Below are 9,427 nucleotides of genomic sequence, written 5' to 3'. Positions count from 1 at the left end.
GGTCTTCGACCAACGAGTCCCGCAAAAGGTTTGCCCGTTGACCGCAACCCTGAACCAGGCGTCCCCGCCCGTCAGCCACTGATTCAGACAAAGCCCTAAACTACGCGTTCCGGCAGAAATTCTAGGGCTTTTTCGTATGTGGAAAGGAAATCGAATGAGCCTTGCTCGAGTTCGAATCCAATTGAGCGTAAGACCGACCATTTCATCGCTTATTCAAAACTGAGCTTAGGACAGAGTTTCTTCGCTTCTAGCTACCAGTACCTCCCCTAACAAAGACATAGCCAGAGAAATAATCGGCTCTTCGAATTAAGAAAAAGACCAAGTCTGACGACTTGGGCTTTTGCATATCCACGATTCTAGGTTTCAAGGCATCGCATCGTTGGTTGTTACGTCAGTTTTATGTACAAAAAAGGCCAGCATATTTGCTGACCTTAAAATAGAGTGCTGGTATTAGAGGATATTCTCTCTCACTTCTGGATCTTTGCGGTCTAGGTAGTGAATAGACTTAATTCTACGGATAGTACGACAACGACCGCGGATAAGCAGTGTTTCTGTTGTCGCGATATTTCCTTGACGAGAGATACCTTCTAATAGGTCACCTTTAGTGATGCCCGTGGCTGAGAAGATAACGTTGTCGCTACGTGCCATATCTTCCATCTTGAGTACTAGGTTGGCTTCAACGCCCATTTCAGCGCAGCGTTTAAGCTCTGCAGTCCCGTAGATACGGTTTTCTTCGGTATCGCCCTTTACTTCGTGACGGGGAAGTAGACGGCCATGCATGTCACCATCAAGTGCACGGATAACAGCGGCTGATACCACGCCTTCTGGAGCACCACCAATGCAGTACATTACATCGACTTCGCTGTCTGGCATACAAGTCAGAATAGAGGCTGCTACGTCACCATCAGGCACTGCAAATACGCGTACGCCCATTGACTGCATTTCAGCAATGACTTGGTCATGACGAGGCTTAGCGAGTGTGATCACAACTAAGCTATCTAACGATTTGTTTAGCGCTTTAGCGATATTCTCTAAGTTTTCTTTTAACGGCTTATTGAGATCAATGCAGCCTTTAGCACCAGGACCAACAACCAATTTTTCCATGTACATATCTGGCGCTTTTAAGAAGCTGCCTTTTTCACCTGCTGCAAGTACCGCTAGCGCGTTGGATTGTCCCATTGCCGTCATGCGAGTACCTTCAATCGGATCGACAGCGATATCCACTGCGTCGCCACCTAGACCAACACTTTCACCAATATAAAGCATAGGAGCATCATCAATTTCACCTTCACCGATCACGATCTCGCCGCTGATGTCGGTTTTGTTGAGTAGGGTGCGCATGACCTCTACCGCAGCACCGTCGGCCGCATTTTTATCGCCTCTGCCAAGCCATTTATAGCCTGCCAACGCAGCACCTTCTGTGACTCGTGAAAATGCCATTGCTAAATCGCGTTTCATGATGACTCCAAAGTAAGGGATTAAGAAAACGGCAGGATTCTAACACAATGGAAGGGAAACGTTTGCTATTTTAGCCAATCTGACTTGAACTCGATCAAAACAGTGTTCAAATATGCTCATCTGGTACGCAGTGCTGGATTACGTCAGAAGTTTGTTAATCTGTGATGTTTTTTTGACCGAATGGTGCAAAATATCGAATATAGGGCGTGTTTATCATTCTCTGGCTGAGTAGAATGAGGGTATTGAGTGGAGAGCCCTTCACATTAATCGAATAATCTAAAGGTAGGCCCAGATGTCTTTTGAAGTACTAGAACAGCTAGAAGCAAAAATCCAAACTGCAGTTGACACTATCTCTCTTCTACAAATGGAAGTTGAAGAACTAAAAGAAGAGAAAGACAAACTAGCAGCAGAAGCAAGTGAACTTCGTTCTCACCGTGAAGAACTAGAGCAGAAAGCACAGCAAATGCAGCAAGAGCACGCTGCATGGCAAGACCGCATCCGTAACCTACTAGGTAAGATGGATGAAGTAGAGTAAGTTTTACTCTATATCGAATAGTAAAAAGGTTGGCATATGCCAACCTTTTTCGTTTCAGGAAGAGAGAGTTATAAACTTAAGCGACAGTCGGACGAACACCTAAAGTGTGGCACAGCGCGTATGTCATCTCTGCTCGGTTTAGTGTGTAGAAATGGAAGTCTTTCACACCTTCACGACATAGAACACGAATCATGTCGATCGCTTGGCTTGCTCCAACCAACTGGCGAGTTGTTGGATCGTCGTCTAGGCCTTCAAACTGTTTTGCCATCCAGCTCGGTACTCGCACGTTATTTTGAGCGGCAAAGCGTGACGCTTGTTTAAAGTTAGAAACAGGAAGAATGCCAGGAACGATTTCTACATCGATTCCTGCAGCCACACAACGGTCACGAAAACGTAGGTAGCTTTCAACGTCAAAGAAGAACTGTGTGATCGCGCGGTTAGCACCAGCATCTACTTTGCGTTTTAGATTTAATAGATCCGCTTGAGCACTTTTTGCTTCAGGGTGAACTTCCGGAAAAGCTGCGACAGAGATATCAAAGTCATGGCGCGACTTCAGCAGTTCAACCAGGTCAGATGCGTACATATCAGGCTTACCCCCCCCCGGTGGAATATCACCACGCAGAGCGACAATGTTTTCGATACCGTTACGCCAGTAGTCGTCAGCGATTTGAATCAGTTCGTCGCGGTTTGCATCAATACAAGTTAAATGGGGAGCAGCAATCAGACCTGTTTCCGCTTTGATCTCTTTAATAATTGAGTGAGTGCGGTCACGCTCACCAGAGTTTGCACCATAAGTGACAGAGACAAATTTTGGTTTTAGCGTTTTAAGACGGTGTACTGAGTTCCACAGTGTTTCTTCCATCTTTTCGCTACTCGGCGGAAAGAACTCAAAAGAAACATTAATGTTGTCCGAAAAATCAGCGATATTCTGGTTTAAGGCGTCAATATGGCCTGCGTGTGTGTATCCCATCTTACTCTCTCCCTGTGAGAACTCAGCCCACAAACTTCATAATCCTTGAATTGACGTTTAGACGTCTATATGTCCACAGAATGAATTGAATACGATTTAATGTCAACACTGTGATTATGAATTTTTCTCAAGTTTAGTATGAGATAGATTGAAGATCAGGTTGAAGGGTAGAGAAAAGAAAAAAGGCTTAACACAGTAACTCTTGTGCTAAGCCTTAATTATCAATTGCTTGAAGAGATTACAAGAAGCTCGAAAGCAAGTTTAAGTCCGACTGGATCGCGCCGGATGTAACTTCTCGTCCGGCACCTGGTCCGCGAATTACCAGTGGGTTATCCTTGTACCATTTGCTCTCAATGGCAAAGATGTTGTCGCACGGTAGTAGGTTAGCTAACGCGTGTTCTTTGCTCAGAGCTTCTACGCCAACGGTGGCTTTGCCATCTTTTTCAAGACGAGCCACATAACGCAGTACTTTATCTTCACGTTGGGCTTTCGCTAAACGCTCTGCCAGCAATTCGCTAAGTAGTTGGCTTTTATCTAAGAAGTCATCCAGTGACAGCTCAGCCAGTTCTTCTGGTACAAGGCTTTCGACTTTGACTGATTCAGGCTCTAACTCGAGTCCGGCTTCGCGGGCAAGGATCACCAACTTACGCATCACGTCGGAACCATCCAAATCGTTGCGTGGGTCAGGTTCGGTCAAACCTTGTTGCCAAGCCAAGTCGATCAGTTCAGCAAACGGGACAGAACCGTCGTATTGCTGGAACAACCAAGAGAGTGTCCCAGAGAAAATCCCAGATAGGGCTTGGATCTCGTCACCGCTTTCACGTAAGTCTCTTACCGTGTGGTTAATTGGTAAGCCTGCGCCTACTGTCGCGTTGTACAGCCAGTAGCGATTGATTTTTGCAAATGCATCTTGGACTTGGTGGTAGTAGTGACTTGGCGCGGAGCCCGCCACCTTGTTGGCTGAGATTAAGTGCATGCCTTGCTCGGCGATCTCAAGATATTTACCGGCCAATTCTTTGCTTGCTGTGACGTCGAGTACGACTACATCGTCATAGCCCTGTACGGCGCCTAGCTTGCGAATCCACTCACTGGACTGGTAAGACACCGACTCTTCGTCAAAATGGGCGCTGACGCTCGCAGGGTCGATTCCTTGCGGGTTAAACCAGTAGGTTTGGCTATCAACGACAGCAATCAACTCGAAACTCATACCACGACGCTTTTCAAGTTCTGCTTTTTGCTCAGCAAACAACGTCAACCAGCTTGAGCCAATATTGCCCTTACCACACAGTGCAATACCCACACGCTTCTGTGCTTGGAACAATTGGCTGTGGATAGCTTGAACCAACGGTGTGGTATCGGTTGTGCGCAGCACGGCTACTAAGCTAAGGCCCGAATTGGACTCGGAAATAAACTCAACCGGCGCGGATTTGAGTTTTTGGTAGAAGCCATAACAGTGGTTGGCGTTTTTCGTGACACCCGCGCCAACGGCTGCAACTAATGAGTAACCTTCTTGCAGTTTAATTTCCGCTTCGATGGCTGCATCTTGTAAGTACTCTAGCGCGCCACCTGCGATCTCAGCGGTGTAAGCCAAGCGTAAGCTGTGCTTGTCTTTTTGCACCTCGTAGGTAAGCGGCTCAAGTTGTACGCGCTTTAAGTTGGCCAGCACTTCTTTTTCTAGGCGTTGGAAATCGTGCCCAGAAGCAAAATTCAGTTTGATGATCAGCACTTCATCGAGTGAAGAGATGATTTTGGCACCTCGACCAGAAGCTAAGACACGCTCGATTCGACTTGAACCTGATTCTGGCTCATAGCTGCAGCGTAAGTGCAAATCCATGGCGCTTTGAGCGACAGGCTGTAATGTGCGGCTATGGAGTACTGGTGCTGCCAGACGAGCAAGCTCACTTGCTTCATCCAGTCTTAGCAGTGGCAAGAGGCAAGCATCAGTCACAAATCGTGGGTCAGCACTGAAAACGCCGGCAACGTCACTCCAAATGGTCACACGTGATACTTCGGCTAACGCGCCGATCACGGTAGCCGAGTAATCTGAACCGTTTCGGCCAAGCAAGACGGTTTGACCTTGATGGTTTTGCGCCATAAAGCCCGTAATCACTATTCGGTGATGAGCATGTTGTGCAAGAATTTCTTTGAGCAATGGGTAAGATGCACCGCGGTCAACCTCAGGTTGAGTTCCGCTTTCGGCGCGCAGGAAAGCTCTTGCATCTTGGGAGATGGCTGGTTGCCCTTCCTGATTGAGCAACGCTGCCAGAAGGCGAGACGACCACGTTTCACCATGACCGAGTACTGCTGCTTTTTCCGCTTCGCTGAGTGGTGCAGTTAACTCGCCCAGAGTCGAAAACTCGTCTTTTAATGTCGCGAGCAGTGATGCTTGTTCTTCACCTTGAATCAGTTCTTCAACTAGCGAAGTTTGGAATTGACGCAGTGAATTCAATGCGTCATGTGCCAAGCGTCCGTCTTTGTTTAATCCGTCGAGAAACTCCAACAAGCGGTTGGTCGTTTTGCCTGCTGCAGAGACAACGATCAGGTCTTCGTTCCCAGAATATTCTTTGAGAATTTTCGCGACGCGGCGATAGCACTCAGGATCGGCTAAGCTACTGCCACCAAATTTGTGCAACTGACGTGAAGCAGTCATTAAAATGCCTCCTTCGCTTTATTAAAGGCTTGCTCAAGGTCCGCAATCAGGTCTTCGCTGTCTTCTAGGCCGACAGACAGTCGCAATAGCTGCTGAGTTACGCCTGCTTCTGCTAGCGCTTGCTCTCCCATTGCGCGGTGTGTCATAGAGGCTGGGTGGCAGATCAAGCTCTCAACACCACCTAAAGATTCGGCAAGAGAAAACAGTTCCAATCCACCAACGAAGTACTTCAACTGCTCAAAACTACCTGCAAACTCAAAGCTCAGCATTGAACCGAAGCCCGACTGCTGCTTTTTGGCGATCTCGTGGCCTGGATGACTTGGTAGGCTAGGGTGATAGATGGTTCCCACTAGTTCTTGTTCGTTTAGATATGCGAGGATGTGCTGCGAGCTTTCCTCGTGCACCTTCATACGAGCCCCCAGCGTACGAATGCCTCTTAACGTCATATAGCTATCAAATGGCGTACCCGTCGCACCGATACAGTTGCCCCACCAAGCCAGTTCTTCCGCGTGTTCCGCCGTTTTCGTTATAACGACTCCACCAATTACATCTGAGTGGCCATTGATATACTTAGTGGTTGAGTGGATAACAAAGTCTGCGCCCAGCTCTAAAGGCTTTTGGAACACGGGTGTCAAAAAGGTATTGTCTACCGCAACTAGTGCACCAATCTGCTTTGCCTGAGTGCATACTTTTTCGATGTCGACCACACGAACCAGCGGATTAGACGGCGTCTCTAGCAAGATCAACTTAGGTTTCTGTGCGAGTGCATCCGCAAGCGCTTGTTCGTCGGATTGGTCAACAAACAAGACTTTGAAATCACCTTTTTGCGAGCGCGTATTGAACAGGCGGTATGTGCCGCCATAACAATCGTGCGGTGCAACGATCAAGTCATCCGGTCCGATGAAGGCGGAAACCCACAAGTTGAGCGCCGAAGTACCACAGTTGGTGACGACAGCACCTTTGCCAGATTCCAGTTCAAACAGTGCTGTTTCCAGCAGTCCTCGGTTTGGGTTTCCTGAACGGGTGTAATCGTAAGTTGGTACTTCACCAAAAGCCGGGAAGCCATAGTTAGTCGATAGGTAAATAGGGGGTACGACAGCGTGGTGCTGTGTGTCAGATTCGATACCAGTTCGTACCGCGATAGTGGCTGGCTTGCGGGCGCTCATAAGTGTTTCCTTTCGAACGTTGGTGACATCTTGTAGGGATTACGCTATACCTGAAGGTGTTAGATATATGTAACTCCGGTTCCATAGCGACCACTTTACTTCTCATTTTTAAAGACGTCAACACTTCTAGACGTCCATATGTCTTTGCTTATAGCCATGAATCCCGCTAAAATTGCACCCCTAACTTTTAAACACGAAGAATTACAAAGGTGCGCAATGGCAGATTGGAACGGCGAATACATTAGTCCATACGCTGAACACGGAAAGAAAAGCGAACAAGTAAAAAAGATTACGGTTTCTATTCCTCTTAAAGTATTGAAGGTGTTAACCGACGAGCGTACACGCCGCCAGATTAACAACTTGCGCCATGCAACAAACAGTGAATTGTTGTGTGAAGCGTTCTTGCACGCATATACCGGTCAGCCACTGCCAACCGATGAAGACCTACGTAAAGACCGTCCTGATGACATCCCAACAGAAGCAAAACAACTGATGACGGAGATGGGGATTGAGTTTGAGGCGTTTGACGACTAATAACGAAGTGTTGTGTTGACGCACACACGATAAAGTCAAAGCACACCTTTTTCGCTTATGCTGGTCATTGTCTAAAAACAAAAAAGCCGCTGATTGTAATCAGCGGCTTTTTCTTATTTGAAACTTGAGCGTTTAAGCTTCCATGTAGTTTGCTGGAATTTCGATACGAGCAACACCCGATTCTACTGCCGCCTGAGCAACTGCTTTTGCTACGCGAGGAAGTAGGCGTGGGTCCATTGGTTTTGGAATGATGTAACCAGAACCAAACTCAAGGCTATCTACACCCGCCGCTTTTAGTACTTCAGCTGGTACCTCTTCTTTCGCTAGTTCACGGATAGCTTCAACCGCTGCCAGCTTCATTTCATCGTTAATTTCGCTAGCACGAACATCAAGTGCGCCACGGAAGATGAATGGGAAACAAAGTACGTTGTTTACCTGGTTCGGGTAGTCACTACGGCCAGTACCCATGATTAGGTCATCACGGACTTGATGAGCCAGCTCTGGCTTGATCTCTGGATCTGGGTTTGAACAGGCAAAAACAACTGGCTTGTCAGCCATGAGCTTAAGTGCTTCTGGAGATAGTAGGTTTGGACCAGAAACACCAAGGAATAGGTCTGCACCGTCGATAACGTCTTCAAGTGTGCGTTTGTCGGTGTTGTTCGCGAACAGCTGTTTGTACTCGTTCAGGTCATCACGGCGAGTGTGGATCACACCTTTACGGTCAAGCATGTAGATCTTCTCGCGCATCGCGCCACACTTGATCAGTAGTTCCATACACGCGACTGCTGCTGCGCCCGCGCCCAGACAAACGATAGTCGCTTCTTCTAGTTTCTTACCTTGCAGTTCGATCGCGTTCAGCATGCCCGCTGCCGTTACGATTGCAGTACCGTGCTGGTCATCGTGGAAAACTGGTACATCACAACGCTCAATCAGCTGCTTTTCAATCTCGAAACAGTCTGGTGCTTTGATATCTTCTAGGTTGATACCACCGAATGTGTCAGCGATGTTCGCTACTGTGTCGACGAATTCTTCGATCGTGCGGTGTTTTACTTCAATATCAATTGAGTCTAAGCCAGCAAAGCGTTTGAATAGTAGCGCTTTACCTTCCATTACTGGTTTAGAAGCCATAGGACCTAAGTTACCTAGGCCAAGAATCGCCGTACCGTTTGAGATAACCGCGACCATGTTACCTTTTGACGTGTACTTGTAGATGTTGTCAGGGTTTTGTGCGATTTCACGAACAGGCTCTGCAACACCTGGGCTGTAGGCTAGAGCTAGGTCGTTAGCCGTCTCTGCAGGTGTAGTGAGTTCAACTGAAATTTTACCTGCTGTTGGGAAGGCATGGTAATCAAGCGCTTGCTGACGAAATTGTTCTTCAGGAGATAGTTCTTGGCTATTGTCTTCTGACATAGGTGTGGGTACTCGTTAATAATTATAAGGAAAGGGGGCACCCATTTTAGAGTAACTAAGTCAAGCTGCATAGGTGGTAATGCGACCAATCACTACAAAATGTGGGAATTCACTGGAGATAAGACCAGATACGCTAACAACACGCTGAGAAATGTCGTTTATGGAATGGCAAAGCTCTGTTTGCCGAGAGAAGAAAAACAAAAAGGACGCCGTAGCGTCCTTTTTTAATTCGGTTACAAGGAAGAAATTACTTCTTGCTTGATAGTGCACCGAAACGTTTGTTGAAGCGATCAACACGGCCGCCAGTATCAACGATACGTTGCTTACCAGTGTAGAATGGGTGACATTTGTCACAAACGTCTAGGTGGATAGAATCTTTAGCTAGAGTTGAGTTGAACTCGAAAGAGTTACCACAAGAACAAGTCGCTTTGATTGCTTTGTATTCTGGGTGGATACCAGTTTTCATGGGAGAACCTCTAAATATAGGCCGTGTCGCTATCCGAATCTTAGCCGGACACCACACGTAGTTAATAAAAAATTAGCTTGGATACCGCTGCTCAAAAAGCAAGCCATATCTCTAAGGCGCGATATAGTAATGAATCCACTGGCTGGGATCAACCAATTTACCGCAGAAAGTGGTACTTTTTTGTTCATTTCTATCCCGTGGTACGGAAAGAGGCGGATGGCAATCCAGAGCGTTGGAT

At 47.2% G+C, this 9,427-nt stretch carries 8 protein-coding genes; 2 read left to right on the top strand and 6 right to left on the bottom strand.

Annotation, left to right across the window (positions count from 1 at the left end; all coding sequences use genetic code 11):
• Nucleotides 1–450: 450 nt before the first annotated feature.
• On the bottom strand, nucleotides 451–1,458 hold the full coding sequence (gene glpX, locus AKJ31_RS16540; protein ID WP_053410196.1) for a class II fructose-bisphosphatase: 1,008 nt from the start codon (nucleotides 1,456–1,458) through the stop codon (nucleotides 451–453).
• Between the two features lie 292 nt (nucleotides 1,459–1,750).
• Here glpX and zapB point away from each other — a divergent pair, with 292 nt between their 5' ends.
• A complete protein-coding gene (zapB, locus tag AKJ31_RS16535; RefSeq protein ID WP_053410195.1) occupies nucleotides 1,751–1,993 on the top strand; it encodes a cell division protein ZapB in 243 nt (80 codons plus the stop codon).
• Nucleotides 1,994–2,069: 76 nt separating this feature from the next.
• Here zapB and metF read toward each other — a convergent pair whose 3' ends face one another.
• From metF to AKJ31_RS16520, 3 genes are all read right to left on the bottom strand, one after another.
• The gene (gene metF / locus AKJ31_RS16530; protein ID WP_053410194.1) at nucleotides 2,070–2,963 is read right to left on the bottom strand and encodes a methylenetetrahydrofolate reductase; all 894 of its coding nucleotides are present in this window, start codon (nucleotides 2,961–2,963) and stop codon (nucleotides 2,070–2,072) included.
• A gap of 238 nt (nucleotides 2,964–3,201) precedes the next feature.
• On the bottom strand, nucleotides 3,202–5,613 hold the full coding sequence (locus AKJ31_RS16525; protein WP_053410193.1) for a bifunctional aspartate kinase/homoserine dehydrogenase II: 2,412 nt from the start codon (nucleotides 5,611–5,613) through the stop codon (nucleotides 3,202–3,204).
• On the bottom strand, nucleotides 5,613–6,779 hold the full coding sequence (locus AKJ31_RS16520; protein ID WP_053410192.1) for an O-succinylhomoserine (thiol)-lyase: 1,167 nt from the start codon (nucleotides 6,777–6,779) through the stop codon (nucleotides 5,613–5,615). The genes AKJ31_RS16525 and AKJ31_RS16520 overlap by 1 nt, the downstream gene beginning before the upstream one ends.
• 216 nt (nucleotides 6,780–6,995) lie before the next feature.
• Here AKJ31_RS16520 and metJ point away from each other — a divergent pair, with 216 nt between their 5' ends.
• Nucleotides 6,996–7,313: a met regulon transcriptional regulator MetJ gene (gene metJ / locus AKJ31_RS16515; protein ID WP_053410191.1), complete on the top strand. Its 318-nt coding sequence runs from the start codon at nucleotides 6,996–6,998 to the stop codon at nucleotides 7,311–7,313.
• Between the two features lie 132 nt (nucleotides 7,314–7,445).
• Here metJ and AKJ31_RS16510 read toward each other — a convergent pair whose 3' ends face one another.
• Together AKJ31_RS16510 and rpmE are read right to left on the bottom strand one after the other, a co-directional pair.
• The gene (locus AKJ31_RS16510; RefSeq protein ID WP_053410190.1) at nucleotides 7,446–8,723 is read right to left on the bottom strand and encodes a malic enzyme-like NAD(P)-binding protein; all 1,278 of its coding nucleotides are present in this window, start codon (nucleotides 8,721–8,723) and stop codon (nucleotides 7,446–7,448) included.
• A gap of 247 nt (nucleotides 8,724–8,970) precedes the next feature.
• A complete protein-coding gene (gene rpmE / locus AKJ31_RS16505) occupies nucleotides 8,971–9,189 on the bottom strand; it encodes a 50S ribosomal protein L31 (protein ID WP_053410189.1) in 219 nt (72 codons plus the stop codon).
• Between the last annotated feature and the right edge of the window lie 238 nt (nucleotides 9,190–9,427).

It is taken from the genome of Vibrio hepatarius (assembly GCF_001274785.1).
Taxonomy (GTDB): Bacteria; Pseudomonadota; Gammaproteobacteria; order Enterobacterales; family Vibrionaceae; genus Vibrio; species Vibrio hepatarius.
This window is presented reverse-complemented; position numbering and strand designations above follow the sequence as displayed.